This is a genomic window from Sphingomonas sp. Root720 (assembly GCF_001428605.1).
GTDB lineage: Bacteria > Pseudomonadota > Alphaproteobacteria > Sphingomonadales > Sphingomonadaceae > Rhizorhabdus.
The window spans coordinates 410894-424985 of sequence record NZ_LMID01000010.1; the positions used below are offsets into that span (position 1 = coordinate 410894).

Here is a 14092-nt window from a genome sequence, read left to right on the forward strand (position 1 = left end):
GGACCATGTCGAACGGCGACACCGTGACTGACCCCATCCCCCCAGGTCGCGGTGACGCCAACCCGGACGGCGGGGGCGTGCCAGCGTCCCCGCCGATTCCGCCCCGGCTGCTGACCGACCTGATCGACGCGGCGGTGCGCGACCATGGCGAGCGCAGGGCGATCGATTTCCTCGGCCGCCACTGGACCTATGCCGAGATCGGCGCGCTGGTCGATCGGGCCGCCGCCGGCCTGCAGGCGATGGGCGTCGGCCCCGGCGTCCGCCTCGGGCTGTGCCTGCCGAACACGCCCTATTTCGTGATCCTCTACTTCGCCGCGCTGCGGTGCGGGGCGACGATCGTCAATTTCAACCCGCTCTATGTCGAGCATGAGCTGAAGCACCAGATCCAGGATTCGGGCACGACGGTCATGGCGGTGATCGACGTCGCGTCGATCCACGCCAAGGTCGCCGCCGTCGCTGCGGAGAGCGGGCTCGAGACGATCATCGTCTGCCCGATGGCGGATATATTGCCGCCGCTGCTGTCGATCGCCTATCGCCTGTTCAAGCGCGGCGAAATCGCGAAATGGCCGCGGGACGGCCGCCACGTCGCCTTCTCCGCGGTCCTCGACGGCGGCGCCGGCTTCCGCCCGGTGGACGTGTCCCCCGACGACGTCGCGGTGCTCCAATATACCGGCGGCACCACCGGCGTACCCAAGGGCGCGATGCTGAGCCATGCCAACCTGACCGCCAACAGTTCGCAGATGATCCTGCACGTCGGCCGGCGCCCGGAGGAACGGCAGGACCGGATCATGGGCGTGCTGCCGATGTTCCATGTCTTCGCGCTGACGACGGTGCTCGACTATTCGGTCGACACCGCGGCGGAGATGATCCTGCTGCCGCGCTTCGAGCTGAAGCAGTTCCTGAAGACATCCAAGCGCACCCGGCCGACGAAGCTGCTCGCCGTGCCGACGATGCTGACCGCGATCAACAAGGCGGCGGCCAGCCAGGAGATCCACTTCGACGATCTCGACTATTGCGTGTCTGGCGGCGCTCCGCTGCCCTTCGACGTCCGCACCGAATTCGAGCGGCTGACCGGCGCCCGCGTGGTCGAGGGCTACGGCTTGTCCGAAACCTCGCCGATCCTGACCTGCAACCCGGTCACGGGCGCGGTGAAGGACAACAGCGCCGGTCCCGCCTTCCCCGGCACCGTGCTGGAGATCCGCGACCTCGACGATCCGCACAAGATCCTGCCGACCGGCGAACGCGGCGAAGTCTGCGCGCGCGGGCCGCAGGTGATGAAGGGTTACTGGAACAAGCCCGAGGAAACCGAAAAGGTCTTCATCGACGGCGCGATCCGCACCGGCGACGTCGGCTATCTGGACGAGGACGGCTACCTGTTCCTCGTCGACCGGATCAAGGACGTGATCATCGCCGGCGGCTACAACATCTATCCGCGCGTGATCGAGGAGGCCCTCTACGAGCATCCCGCCATACTCGAGGCGGTGGTGATCGGCGTACCCGACGAATATCGCGGGCAGGCACCCAAGGCCTTCGTCGTGCTGCGTCCCGGCCAGCAGGCCAGCGTCGACGAACTGGGCGATTTCCTCAAGACCCGCATCTCCAAGATCGAGATGCCGCGCGAGATCGAAATCCGCACCAGCCTGCCCAAGACGCTGATCGGCAAGCTCTCCAAGAAGGAGCTGGTCGCCGAGGAAGCCAAGAAGGCGGCGAACTGAGCCGTGGCAAAGCGCGATCTGGGCCTGGGCGGAGAACGCCAGCCGTTGCGGGGCATCCAGGATGTCGCGGATGAACTGGGCGTTACCACCCGCGCCATCCGCTTCTACGAGGACAAGGGCCTGCTCGAACCGCAACGGGTCGGCACGATGCGCGTCTATTCGCGGCGCGAAGTAGCGCGGCTCCAGCTGATCCTGCGCGGCAAGCGGCTGGGGTTCAGCCTGCGCGAGATCAAGGAGTTCCTCGATCTCTATGACGTCGATTCACTGCACCTGGCGCAGACCCGGCAGTTGCTGGCCCGCGTCGGCGAGCGGCTCGATGCCCTTGAACTGCAACGCATCGCCCTCGACCAGACGATCGGCGAGCTGCAGGACATCGCTCGGCAGTGCCAGGATCGGATCGCCGCCGCGAGCTGATCGCTTCGCGCTCGCAGCCACGCGAATTTCGTTGCCCCGCCGCCAATCCGCCCTCTAATCCCGAATTTCCGGTGCTCTCCGCCGGACGCGGAACGATTGCGTTCGCCCCCGATCGCTTATTTCATTACGATGGGCCCATCGGTCGAATCCAGAAGGATGGACGATGGGGCGATTTGAAGGGGTCGGGGCCACGCGCGGTCCAACTCGCCGCTATTTTCTCGAGACACTGGCCCGGATGGGCGGCAGCGCGATGCTGCTCGCGGGCATGGATGCGCTGGGTTTCGGCATCGGTTCGGCGATGGCGGCGCCGCCGAAGCTGAGCGGCACGCCGAAGCGGAACAAGGTCATCGTGCTCGGCGCGGGCAATGCCGGCCTCGCCTCCGCCTATGAACTGACCCAGGCCGGCTATGACGTAACGGTGATCGAGGCACGCGGCTTTCCCGGCGGTCGCGCCCAGACCGCGCGCAAGGGCTTCTCGCTCACCGAGCTCGGCGGCACCACCCAGACGTGCGACTTCGACGACGGCCTGTACATCAACCACGGCCCGTGGCGGATTCCCTACCACCATCATTCGACGCTCCATTACACCCGCAAATTCGGGGTTCCGCTCGAGCTGTTCAACAACGACAACGACGCCAGCTTCCTCTATTTCGGGAAGGGCAAGGGTCCGCTCGCAGGCAAGGTCGTCCGCAAGGGCGAGGTCGCGGCGGACATGCTCGGCCACAGCTCGGAAATCCTCGCCAAACTGGCCCGGCAGGGGACGCTCGACGGCCGGCTCGACGCCGAGGACAAGGAGCGGTTCATCGACTTCCTCGTCGAGTTCGGCGGTCTTTCCAGGAAGGAGCTGAGCTATTCGGGCACGCCGGGCCGGGGCTTCCTGGTCGAACCCGGCGCCGGCGTCAATCCGGGCCCCGGCAAGCCGTCGACGCCCTATGCGCTCGACGCGCTGCTCGACAGCGGGCTGGCGCAGATGCTCCGCGGCGTCAGCGAATGGGATCAGCAGCGCACCATGTTCCAGCCGCTCGACGGCATGGAGCAGATCCCCAAGGCGATCGCCCGCGCGCTGCCCGGCGGAACGATCCGCACCTCGACCGAAGTGCGCCACATCCGGCAGGGCCCCAACAGCGTCACCGTGGATGTCGTCCGGGATGGCCAGCCCGAGACGATCACCGGCGACTGGTGCATCTGCACGATCCCGCTGTCGGTGCTGAAGGGCATCGACAACGGCCTGTCGCCCGCCTTCCAGGCGGCGATGGCGAAATGCGCCTATGCGCCGGTCGGCAAGATCGGCCTCCAGATGAAGCGTCGCTTCTGGGAAGAGGATCACGGCATCTATGGCGGCCATGTCTTCTGCGACGATCCCGACATCAACAACATCGCCCTGCCCTCGACCGGCTGGCAGGGACGGAAGGGCGTCCTCCTCGGCTATTATAATTTCGGGCCCAACGCGGCGAAGATATCGGCCCGGTCGCCGGCCGACCGTGCCGTGCTGGCGGTCGACTATGGCCAGAAGATCTTCCCGGCCTATCGCGAGAGCTACGAGTCCAGCTTCTCGGTCGCCTGGCACCGGGTGAAGTATAATCTCGGCGGCTGGGGGATGTGGAGCGACGAGGCGCGGGCCACCGCCTATCCGGTGCTCTGCGAACCCGACGGCCGCATCTACCTGGCCGGCGAGCATATGAGCTATATCGGCGGCTGGCAGGCCGGCGCGTTCGAAAGTGCCTGGCAGCAGGTCGCGCGGCTCCATGCCCGCGCGATGAAGGGGTGACCGCGATGCGCACCCTGCTCTGCCTGCCCCTGCTCGGCGCGGCCGCCGTCGCGGTTGCACAGACCACCCACGCGCCCGCCGGGGGAGCGGGCCTCGCCGCCGCCGGCCCAGCGCCTGCGCCCGTCCAGATATTCAGCGACAATTGCGCGGCCTGCCACCAGGCGGACGGCAAGGGGATCGAAGGCGCCTTCCCGGCGCTTGCCGGCGATCCCTTCGTACTGGGAGACGGGCGGCAGGTGATCCACGTCGTCCTCGATGGCCGGGGCGGCATGCCAACCTTCAAGGCCGACCTGACCGACGCCCAGATCGCCGCCGCGATCACCTATGTCCGCACCAGCTGGGGCAATTCCGCGTCACCCGTGACGGCCGAAGCGGTAGCCGGCATCCGCTCGGGCAAGGCGCCCGATCCCGATGCCGCAAAGGTCATATCCGCCCATTGAACCAATTGGACGAAGGAGACTGCCATGAAGACCCGAAGGATCGCAGCCGCCCCCCTCGCGGTGCTCGCCGCCGCGCTCGCAGCACCCGCGCTCGCGGCTCCCGCGCCGGTCGAGCGGATCGTCAGCCCGGGGCCCGACGGCAAGCCGGGCCTCATCCTCAAGGGCGTGATCGTGCCCGCGGGCTATGAGACTTTCTATCTGTCCGGCCAGCTCGCCGATCCGATCGATCCCGCGAAGAAGGAGACGATGGAGGACTATGGCGACACCAAAACCCAGACCCTGAGCACCTTGAAGAAGATCAAGGCCCTGCTCGAGGCGAAGGGCTATGCCATCGGCGACGTAGTGAAGATGCAGGCGTTCCTCGCCGCCGACCCCAGGCTCGGCAACAAGATCGACTTCGCGGGCTTCAACGCCGGCTTCAAGGAATATTTCGGCTCGGCCGACAACCCCGCCACGGTCTCGCGTTCGACCTTCCAGGTCGCCAATCTGGTCGCGCCGATGTTTCTCGTCGAGCTGGAGGTTACCGCGGTGAAGGCACCGAAGTAACGTCCCGCCCGGCGACGGAGGGGGATCAGAAAATCTCCACCACATCGCCTGGCGAAAGCGTCGCCAGCAACTCCAGCAGCGCATCCTTCTCCACCGCCACGCAACCGGCGGTCGGCCGTCCCTCGCTACAGTGGAGGAAGACCGCGCTGCCCATGTTCCGCACCGGCGGCGAATCATTGTGGCCCAGCACCACGATCACGTCATAGGCGCCATCGTCGCGCACCAGCCGCTCGGCCGAGAAGCCGTGCGGATGCCGCACAGGACGGTTATAGGCGGGATCGCCCGGCCCGTCGGACCAGCCGTCGTCGGGCCGCACCCAGCGCCAGGGCAATTTCATTCCCGTCGGTGGCGCGGCATGGCCCGGACGGAACAGCACCGTCCGGATCGGCCAGCGGCCGAGCGGGGTCATGCCGTCGCCCTCTCGCTTGTCGGCGGCCGGACAGGCGCCGGAGCGTCCGATCGCGCAGGGAACGGCGATGGCATCGGGTCCGGTGAGGGTCAGCGCCGTGCTATCGACGCGGACCGCGCTCGTCACAGCACATGGCCGGTGCGGTCGCGCTTCGTGGCGAGATAGGCGCTGTTGTGCGGGTTCTCGCCCATCTTGTGGGCGACCCGCTCGACCACCTCGATCCCCGCATCTTCGAGACCGGCGACCTTCTGCGGATTGTTGGTCATCAGCCGTACCTTGAGCTGCCCCAGCAACGCCAGCATCCGCGCCGCGACGCGGAAGTCGCGCTCGTCGACGCCGAAGCCGAGGCGCAGATTGGCGTCGACCGTATCGAAGCCCTGGTCCTGCAACGCATAGGCGCGCAGCTTGTTGATCAGCCCGATGCCGCGGCCTTCCTGGCGCAGGTAGAGCAATATGCCCCAGTTCGCGTGCGTCATCGCGCTCAGCGCGCCGTGGAGCTGCGGCCCGCAGTCGCATTTGAGCGAGCCCAGCACGTCACCGGTCAGGCATTCGCTGTGGAGGCGAACCAGCGGCGGGGTGCCGTCGGGCGTGCCGATGATCAGCGCGACATGCTCGGCCGCGTCGGCGACATGGCGGAAGGCGACGATCTCGGCCTTCTCCGACACGGCCACGGGCAGCCGCGCCTGCGAGGCGATGACGAGATGCGCGGGATCCTCATAATCGTCGAGCGCCTCCGCCCGGATCTCGGCCTCGACCGGGCCGTCGACGCGCGCGAACAGCGCCGGCAGCAGCCCGGCGAGGCGCGCCAGCCTGAGCGCCGCCGCCGCAGCGGCGGGCGCGTAGACCGCCTTGGCGCGGAACGGGCCCTTGAGCGGCGTGGCGAGGTCGCGCACGGGATCGGCCAGCGCGATAGCGGTCGGCAGGTCGATCCACGGAACCCGCTCGACCAGCGCCGGGGAGGCGGGGCTGGCCGCCTCGCGCTGGTTGGCGAGATTGAGCGTCGCGGCCCGCGCCGCCGACAGCAGCACGTCGGCGGGCCCGGAACCGCTCGATTCGCCATCGAAATCGGCGAGGGTCACATCGTTGGCCGTCTCGATCGCAAGCACGACCACCCGGCCGTCGCCCGCCGCCACCGCGACCGGCCAGCCCCGCTTGAGCGCGTCGATCGCGCGCGCCGCCGCCCGTGCGCCGCTCACACGTCGAGCTCGGTGATCAGCGGGATGTGGTCCGACGGCCTGAGCCACGACCGGCACGGCTCGCAGACATAATGGGCGGTGGCCTTCTTCGCGAGTTCGGGGCTGGCCCACATATGGTCGAGCCGCCGCCCGCGATCCGACGCCGCCCAGTCCTGCGCCCGGTAGCTCCACCAGGTGTACAGCCGCGCCGGCGCGGGCACGAAGGTGCGGCCGAGATCGACCCAGTCATGACTGGCTTGCAGCCGATTGAGCGTCTCGACCTCGATCGGGGTGTGGCTGACCACGTCGAGCAGCTGCTTGTGGCTCCACACGTCGCATTCCAGCGGGGCGATGTTGAAATCGCCGACCAGCAGGGTCTGCTCCTTCAGCTCCTCGGACCAGCGGATCATGCGGCCCAGGAAGTCGAGCTTCTGGCCGAATTTGGGGTTGAGCGCGCGGTCGGGGATGTCGCCTCCGGCGGGGACGTAGACATTCTCGAGCCGGATGCCGCAGTCGAGCCGCACGCCGACATGCCGCGCCTCGCCATTGTCCTGCCAGTCATGCTTGCCGTTGTCGTACAGCGGCACCTTCGAGATGATCGCGACCCCGTGGTGCATCGGCTGGCCGTTGATCTCGAAATGGTCGTAGCCCAGCTCGCGAAACATCCCGAACGGGAAGGTGTCGTCGCGGACCTTGGTCTCCTGCAGGCACAATATGTCGATCTGCTGCTCCACCAGGAACTGCTTGACGATATCGATGCGGGCGCGGACCGAATTGATGTTCCAGGACGCGATCTTGAGCTTTGCCATGAGGCCGCGATGTAGCGATGCCGTTCCGACTCCGCCAGTACCTGCGCCAAGATCGTTATGCCAGCGCAGGCTGGCATCTCGGGAGACGATGTGCCGCCCGGGCCTCTGGAGATCCCCACCGGCGCCGGGATGACGGAAAGGGTGCCCGGCTGGTGACGGATATCCGTTGAACGGTCCCACGCCGCCCGCTACCTCAGCCGTCATGACCTCACATCCCGAACAGCAATATCTCGATGCCATGGCGCGCGCCTGGCGGGACGGCGACGAGCGGGTCGACCGCACCGGCGTGGGAACGCGGTCGCTGTTCGGGGTGACGATGCGGTTCGACCTGTCCGACGGCACCGTCCCGCTGATCACCACCAAGAAGGTCTTCTGGAAATCGGCGATCAAGGAGCTGATCTGGTTCCTGTCGGGCGACACCAATATCCGCCCGCTGGTGATGCAGAAGGTGCATATCTGGACCGATTGGCCGCTCGATAAATATCGCAAGGCGACCGGCGAGACGATCGACCGCGACGCCTTCGAGCAGCGGATTATCGAGGACGAGGGCTTCGCCGCACAATGGGGCGATCTCGGCCCGGTCTACGGCAAGCAATGGGTCGACTGGCCGCGCTACACGCCCGCAGGGGACGGCCTGTTCCGGCGCGAGGAGAAGGGCGTCAACCAGATCGCGGAGCTGGTCCAGATGCTCCGCGCCAACCCCGCGTCGCGCCGGCTGATCTTCACCGGCTGGAACGTGCCCGAGCTGCCGGGCATGGCGCTGCCGCCCTGCCACATGACCTATCAATATCATGTCGCGGACGGGCGGCTGTCGGGCATCCTCTACCAGCGCTCTTGCGACCTCGGTCTCGGCTTTCCGTTCAACATCTTCGAGGCGGCGGTGCTGATCCGGATGCTCGCCCAGCAGACGGACCTCGAGCCGGGGGAACTCGTCTGGATGGGCGCCGATACCCATGTCTATTCGAACCACGGCCATCTGGTCGAGGAGCAGCTCTCACGCACCCCCCGCGCTTTCCCGACGATGCGCCTCACCCGCAAGCCGGCGAGCATGTTCGACTATGCGCTCGATGACTTCGCGATCGAGGGCTATGATCCGCATCCGCACATCAAGGCCGAGGTAGCGGTTTGACGCCCCCGCATCCGCTGGATGGGAAGCCCGAGATCGTCTTCGTCCTGGCGCGCGGCCGCAACGGGGTGATCGGGCGCGACGGCGATCTGCCCTGGCGCATCCCCGCCGACCTAAAGCGTTTCAAGGCGCTGACCCAGGGGGCGCCGATGCTGATGGGCCGCAAAACCTTCGAGAGCCTGCCGGGCCTCCTGCCCGGGCGCCGCCATGTCGTCCTGACCCGTGATCCAGCTTGGCAGGCCGAGGGCGCCGAGGTCGTGCGCGGCGTCGACGAGGCCATCGCCGCCGCGCGGGACGAACGGCTGTCAGTCGTCGGCGGCGCGGAGATATATGCTTTGCTGCTCGCCTATGCCGACCGGATCGAGCTGACCGAGGTCGACGACGCGCCCGAGGGCGACACCGTGGTGCCCGCCTTCGATCCCGCCGTCTGGCGCGAGGATGCGCGCGAGGAGCATCCGGCGGCGGACGGCCGCCCCCGCTTCGCCTTCGTCACGCTGCGGCGTCGCGCCTAAATCGACGACCGCTCCTCCCGCCTAATTGCGTGAAGCCCCAGCACTTTCTATAGCGCCCCCATGGAGCGGCTGACGTGCGACCGCCCCGTGCCCGCGCATCTGCGCGGGGGCGTGGTGGCGTTGGGGAATTTCGACGGCTTCCATAGGGGCCATCAGGCGGTCGTCGGCGCGGCGGTGGCGCATGGCCGCGCGACCGGCCGACCGGTGCTGGTCGCCAGCTTCGATCCGCATCCGGTCCGCTTCTTCCGGCCCGACGCGCCGCCCTTCCGCCTGACCCTGCTCGACCAGCGCGCCGCGCTGTTCGCCGAAGCGGGCGCCGACGCGATGCTGGTGTTCCGGTTCGACGCGGCGCTGGCCAATGTCGGCGCCGCCGATTTCGTCACCGAATGGCTGATCGGCCGCGCCGGGGCGGCGCATGTCGTCACCGGGGAGGACTTCACCTTCGGCAAGGGCCGCACCGGCAATGTCGGCGTGCTGGCGGAGATCGGCGCGGCGCACGGCCTGACCGCGCAGGCGATCGGCCCGGTCAGCGACGAGCGGGGCCCGATCTCCTCCAGCCGCATCCGCGACGCGCTGATCGCCGGCGACCCCGCCGAGGCGGCACGCCTGCTGAGCCGCCCGTTCCGCATCCAGGGCAAGGTCCAGCATGGCGACAAGCTGGGCCGCACCATCGGCTTCCCGACCGCCAACATCCCGCTGGGGCGCTATCTTCGTCCGAAATACGGCATCTACGCGGTGCGCGGGCTGCTGCCCGACGGCCGGGTGCTGCAGGGCGCGGCCAATCTCGGCATCCGCCCGACCTTCGATCCGCCCAAGGAACTGCTCGAAGCTTATTTCTTCGACTTCGCCGAGAGCCTGTACGACCAGATCGTCGAGATCGAGCTGATCGCCTATATCCGCCCCGAGGCGAAGTTCGACGGCCTCGAGGCGCTGACCGCCCAGATGGACAGGGACTGCGCCGAGGCGAAGCGGATACTTGCCGGTTATACGCCCAAGCCCTAGAGCCTCCCTCGATTCCGTACGTACGAAAGGTACGCACGGCCTGATGGATTGAAGCTTCTACGATGACCGACGCACCCGACTCCTCTGCCCGCGATTGGCGCGACACCGTCTTCCTGCCGAAGACCGACTTCCCGATGAAGGCCGGCCTCGCCCAGAAGGAGCCGGCGATTCTCGCGAAGTGGGCGGCCGGAGACCTGTACGGCCAGCTCCGTGCGGCCCGCGCCGGCCAGCCGCGCTTCATCCTCCACGACGGCCCGCCCTACGCCAATGGCGACATCCATATGGGCCATGCGATGAACAAGGTGCTGAAGGACATCATCGTCCGCAGCCAGTCGCTGACCGGCAAGGATGCGCCCTATGTTCCGGGCTGGGACTGCCACGGCCTGCCGATCGAGTGGAAGGTCGAAGAGGCCTATCGCGCCAAGAAGCTCAACAAGGACGAGGTCGATCCCGTCCTGTTCCGCGCCGAATGCCGTGCCTATGCCGAGAAATGGGTCGCGGTGCAGCGCGACCAGTTCAAGCGGCTCGGCATCGAGGGCGACTGGGACGATCCCTATCTGACGATGAACTACGCCTCCGAGGCGGCGATCGTCGGCGAGCTGCTCAAGTTCGCCGAGAGCGGCCAGCTCTATCGCGGCGCCAAGCCGGTGATGTGGTCTCCGGTCGAGAAGACCGCGCTGGCCGACGCCGAGGTCGAATATGAGGATATCGTCTCGACCCAGATCGATGTGGCGTTCGAGATCGTCGAGAGCCCGATCGAGGCGCTGAAGGGCGCCTACGCCGTCATCTGGACGACCACCCCGTGGACGATCCCGGTCAACCAGGCGCTCGCCTACGGGCCGGAGGTCGAATATGTCTTGGTGCAAACGGCCAGCACTGGTGTTGCAGGCTGGGGCGAGCAAGAAGCTGCTTCGGAGGCCAACCCGGGTCGCCAAATGTTTGGTCGTAAGTTTGTTGTCGCTGCAGACTTGCTCAAAGCTTTTGAAGCGCGGGTGGAAAAGTCGTTAACTTATCAGCTCGAAAAAACGCACCCCGGCTCACACGTTAGCTTTTCGACTCTCCTGTTAAAGCATTTTAAAGGCGCCGACCTCGCCGGCACCATCGCGCGTCACCCGATGCACCAGCTCGGCGGCTTCTTCGCGAAGCCGCGTCCGCTGCTGGCCGGCGACTTCGTCACCACCGACGCCGGCACCGGCCTCGTCCACATGGCGCCCGACCATGGCGAGGACGACTTCTTCCTGTGCAAGGCGAACGGCATCGATCCGGTGTTCGCGGTCGAGGGCGACGGCAAGTATCGCGCCGACTGGGGCTGGTTGCCCGGCCAGGGCTCGGTCATCAATCCCAAGTTCAACAGCCCCGAAGGCCCGATCTGCGCCGATCTGGGCGAGGCCGGCGCGCTGCTCGCGGCCAGCGCCGACTTCAAGCACAGCTATCCGCACAGCTGGCGCTCCAAGGCCAAGGTGATCTTCCGCTGCACCCCGCAATGGTTCATCCCGATGGATCGGGCGATCGAGGACGATCTCGCCGCGCGCTGCGCCGAGGAAGCGGAGATCCGCGCCGCGCAGGGTAATGGCGCGACGCTGCGCGAACTGGCGCTCGACGCGATCGAGCACACCCGCTGGGTGCCCGAGAAGGCGCGCAACCGCATCCATGCGATGGTCGCGGGCCGCCCCGACTGGGTGATCAGCCGCCAGCGCGCCTGGGGCGTGCCGATCGCGCTCTACGTCGACCGCAAGACCGGCGACTATCTGCGCGATCCGACGGTCAACGCCCGCATCGTCGCAGCCTTCGAGGCCGGCGGCGCCGACGCCTGGTTCACCGCGAACCATCAGGACCTGCTCGGCCCCGACCATGACGCGGCGAATTATGAGCCGGTCAACGACATCCTCGACGTCTGGTTCGATTCGGGCTGCACCCACGCCTTCACCGTCGAGGCGCGCTACGGCATCGGCACCCGCGCCGATCTCTATCTCGAAGGCTCGGACCAGCATCGCGGCTGGTTCCAGTCGTCGCTGCTCGAAAGCTGCGGCACGCGCGGCCGCGCGCCTTATGAGGCGGTGCTGACGCATGGCTTCGCGCTCGACGGCCAGGGCCGCAAGATGTCGAAGAGCGTCGGCAACGTCGTCGATCCGCTCAAGATCATCAACGAGAGCGGTGCCGACATCCTCCGGCTGTGGGTCGCCTCGACCGACTATTTCGAGGATGTCCGCATCGGCAAGGAAATCCTCGCCGGCACGTCGGACGCCTATCGCAAGCTGCGCAACAGCTTCCGCTACCTGCTCGGCGCGCTCGACGGCTTCGGCGATGCGGAGAAGGTAGCGCCGGCCGAGATGCCCGAGCTGGAGCGCTATGTCCTCCACCTGCTCGCCAGCCTCGACGCCGAACTCAGGGACGCGACCGCAGCGTTCGAGTTCAACCGCTATGCCCGCGCGCTGACCGACTTCGCCAACAACGACCTGTCGGCCTTCTTCTTCGACATCCGCAAGGACTCGCTCTACTGCGACGCCCCGTCGGACCTCAAGCGCCGCGCCTATCGCACCGTGCTCGACACGCTGTTCCACGCGCTGGTCCGCTACGCCGCGCCGATCCTCTGCTTCACCGCCGAGGAGGTGTGGGGCACCCGCTATCCGGAAGCCGGCTCGGTCCACCTGCTGACCTGGCCCGAGGTCGATGCCGGCTGGAGGAACGACGACCTGCGGATGCGCTGGGAATTGCTGCGCCGCTATCGCACGCGCCTGACCGGCGAGATCGAGCCGCTGCGCCGCGAGAAGGTGATCGGCTCCAGCCTGGAGGTCGACGTCGCCGCGATCAGCTACGATCCGGGCGAGGCCGCGCTGCTGCGCTCGGTCGACCTGGCCGAGATCGGCATCGTCGCGAAGGTCGAGGTGGTCGACGGGGATCCCGCGATCGCCCGACAGGCCGAAGGGAGCGATCCGATCGCGTTCGAGGTCAGCAAGACCGAGGCCGAAAAGTGCGGTCGCTGCTGGCGGCACCTGCCCGAGGTCGAGACCACCGGCGCGCTGTGCGACCGCTGCGACGCGGTGGTGCATGGCTGATACCCGCTCCGCCCTCCACCGGCCGCTCGGCTTCGGCATCGCCGCGGTCGTGCTGCTGCTCGATCAGGTCAGCAAATGGCTGATCATGGGGCCGGTAGCGCTGCGCGAGCGCGGGCTGATCGAGATCACCAGCTTCTTCCAGTTCCGCTGGGTCGAGAATTACGGCGTGTCGATGGGCTTCCTCGTCGCCGGATCGGACCGGGAACGCTGGCTGCTGGTCACGGCCACGGCGCTGATCGCGGCCGGGATCGTCGTCTGGATCTGGCGGGAAAAGGCGCGGGGCGACGTCGCCGCGCTCGGCCTCGTCCTCGGCGGCGCGATCGGCAACATCGCCGATCGGGCGCGGCTCGGCTATGTTGCCGACTTCCTGGGCCCGCATATCGGAACCTGGTATCCTTTTTATGTCTTCAATGTCGCGGACGCCGCGATTACGATAGGCGTCCTGATCCTGGTGGCGCGCGCCCTGCTGGTGCGTGAACCCAAGGCCCCTGCGGAGAATGTCGATGCGGTCTAAGTTGCTTTTCGGTTCGGCGCTGGTCGCCATGACCCTCGTATCCGCCTGCAGCCGGGGCGATCGCCCGGGCGTGATGGCCGGCCGCTCGTCGAACCTCGACGCCTTCGCGGTGTCGAAGCGGGCGCCGCTGACCATCCCGCCCGATTTCGCCCTGCTCCCGCCGAAGCCCGGCGCGCCGCGCCCGCAGGAGGCCGATTCGAGCCAGCAGGCGCTGTCGGCGATGTTCGCCAACACCCAGGCGCCCAAGAGCCAGACCGAGAAGGACATCATCGGCCTGACCAAGACCCTGCCCGAGCCCGGCATCCGTTCCTCGGTCGCCGAAGTCGGCCAGAACACCGTCGACAAGGGTCCGGCCACCCGCACCATCCTCGCCGCGGCCGCGACGAACGGCGCGGACGCCAGCGTCACGCTCGGCAACTGAGGCTCGAGCCTTATCGTCATCCCGGCGGAAGCCGGGATCTCGGCAGAGGGGCTCGGCGCTCCATCTCGCGAGATCCCGGCCTCCGCCGGGATGACGCGTTTTGGGCTCCATCACCTCACTATCGTCACCCCGGCGAAGGCTGGGGTCTCGAGGGGTCTTGCGCGCGCTCCTCTCCCGAGATGCCA

14 protein-coding genes are annotated in these 14092 nt (G+C 67.5%); 11 read left to right on the top strand and 3 right to left on the bottom strand.

The features are described 5' to 3' along the window. The first annotated feature begins 5 nt into the window (after positions 1-5). The 5 genes from ASE22_RS09270 (at position 6) to ASE22_RS09290 (ending at position 4883) form a co-directional block, all read left to right on the top strand. Positions 6-1715, top strand: a complete 1710-nt coding sequence (locus ASE22_RS09270) for a long-chain-fatty-acid--CoA ligase (RefSeq protein ID WP_056357869.1) — start codon at positions 6-8, stop codon at positions 1713-1715. Between the two features lie 3 nt (positions 1716-1718). Continuing rightward, on the top strand, positions 1719-2129 hold the full coding sequence (locus ASE22_RS09275; RefSeq protein WP_235536228.1) for a MerR family transcriptional regulator: 411 nt from the start codon (positions 1719-1721) through the stop codon (positions 2127-2129). A 163-nt stretch (positions 2130-2292) separates the two neighbouring features. After that, on the top strand, positions 2293-3897 hold the full coding sequence (locus tag ASE22_RS09280; RefSeq protein ID WP_056357873.1) for a flavin monoamine oxidase family protein: 1605 nt from the start codon (positions 2293-2295) through the stop codon (positions 3895-3897). A 5-nt stretch (positions 3898-3902) separates the two neighbouring features. Continuing rightward, positions 3903-4337 (top strand): c-type cytochrome, encoded by a 435-nt coding sequence (locus tag ASE22_RS09285; protein WP_082545860.1) that lies wholly within the window; start codon positions 3903-3905, stop codon positions 4335-4337. 24 nt (positions 4338-4361) lie between these two features. Further along, positions 4362-4883, top strand: coding sequence for a RidA family protein (locus ASE22_RS09290; RefSeq protein ID WP_056357876.1), 522 nt, complete (start codon positions 4362-4364; stop codon positions 4881-4883). Between the two features lie 25 nt (positions 4884-4908). On the opposite strand, the gene ASE22_RS09295 is transcribed toward ASE22_RS09290, so the two are convergent. From ASE22_RS09295 to ASE22_RS09305, 3 genes are read right to left on the bottom strand one after another with little or no spacing between them, the layout of a single operon-like run. Beyond that, on the bottom strand, positions 4909-5418 hold the full coding sequence (locus ASE22_RS09295; RefSeq protein WP_056357879.1) for a L,D-transpeptidase family protein: 510 nt from the start codon (positions 5416-5418) through the stop codon (positions 4909-4911). After that, on the bottom strand, positions 5415-6488 hold the full coding sequence (ribA, locus tag ASE22_RS09300; RefSeq protein WP_056357882.1) for a GTP cyclohydrolase II: 1074 nt from the start codon (positions 6486-6488) through the stop codon (positions 5415-5417). Before ribA ends, ASE22_RS09295 begins: the two co-directional genes overlap by 4 nt. Next, a complete protein-coding gene (locus ASE22_RS09305) occupies positions 6485-7276 on the bottom strand; it encodes an exodeoxyribonuclease III (protein ID WP_056357884.1) in 792 nt (263 codons plus the stop codon). Before ASE22_RS09305 ends, ribA begins: the two co-directional genes overlap by 4 nt. A 202-nt stretch (positions 7277-7478) precedes the next feature. Between ASE22_RS09305 and ASE22_RS09310 the strand changes: the two genes are divergently transcribed. The 6 genes from ASE22_RS09310 to ASE22_RS09335 all read left to right on the top strand — a co-directional run bounded on the left by ASE22_RS09310 (position 7479) and on the right by ASE22_RS09335 (position 13907). Then, a complete protein-coding gene (locus tag ASE22_RS09310) occupies positions 7479-8405 on the top strand; it encodes a thymidylate synthase (RefSeq protein ID WP_056357886.1) in 927 nt (308 codons plus the stop codon). Next, the gene (locus tag ASE22_RS09315) at positions 8402-8914 is read left to right on the top strand and encodes a dihydrofolate reductase (RefSeq protein WP_414886187.1); all 513 of its coding nucleotides are present in this window, start codon (positions 8402-8404) and stop codon (positions 8912-8914) included. Before ASE22_RS09310 ends, ASE22_RS09315 begins: the two co-directional genes overlap by 4 nt. 60 nt (positions 8915-8974) lie before the next feature. Further along, a complete protein-coding gene (locus ASE22_RS09320; protein ID WP_056357889.1) occupies positions 8975-9916 on the top strand; it encodes a bifunctional riboflavin kinase/FAD synthetase in 942 nt (313 codons plus the stop codon). 62 nt (positions 9917-9978) lie between these two features. Continuing rightward, the gene (gene ileS / locus ASE22_RS09325) at positions 9979-12972 is read left to right on the top strand and encodes an isoleucine--tRNA ligase (RefSeq protein ID WP_056357892.1); all 2994 of its coding nucleotides are present in this window, start codon (positions 9979-9981) and stop codon (positions 12970-12972) included. After that, on the top strand, positions 12965-13486 hold the full coding sequence (gene lspA, locus ASE22_RS09330; RefSeq protein WP_056357895.1) for a signal peptidase II: 522 nt from the start codon (positions 12965-12967) through the stop codon (positions 13484-13486). The genes ileS and lspA overlap by 8 nt, the downstream gene beginning before the upstream one ends. Next, complete coding sequence (locus tag ASE22_RS09335; RefSeq protein ID WP_056357898.1) at positions 13476-13907, top strand: DUF3035 domain-containing protein; 432 nt, start codon at positions 13476-13478, stop codon at positions 13905-13907. Before lspA ends, ASE22_RS09335 begins: the two co-directional genes overlap by 11 nt. The last annotated feature ends 185 nt before the right edge of the window (positions 13908-14092 follow it).